This window comes from Pseudomonas sp. TSO6, from assembly GCF_056098905.1.
Map to the genome: position 1 here is coordinate 1 of NZ_JBLZWV010000139.1, position 208 is coordinate 208.

The 208-nt window shown below is 61.1% G+C and carries 1 protein-coding gene; it reads left to right on the plus strand.

Annotated elements, in window-relative coordinates:
- The coding region (locus ACN6NG_RS30115; protein ID WP_474317591.1) for an immunoglobulin-like domain-containing protein at positions 1 to 208 on the plus strand (208 nt) is incomplete at both ends.

A 208-nucleotide genomic window follows, 5' to 3' on the forward strand; every position in this document is an offset into this window, starting at 1 on the left:
AACGAGAAGCCGACCTTCACCATCAGCATCAAGCAGGCCCTGGACCAGGACCTGACTGTGCAGCTGGGTGCAGGCAAGTCGGTGGTCATCGAGAAAGGCCAGACTTCTGCGATCTGGACCAACGACGTGCAGGGTGAAGACGTCTACGTCGACGGCGGCTCCCTGACTGTGAGCATCACCGGTACGAGCGTGCCGGATGGTCGCTCGT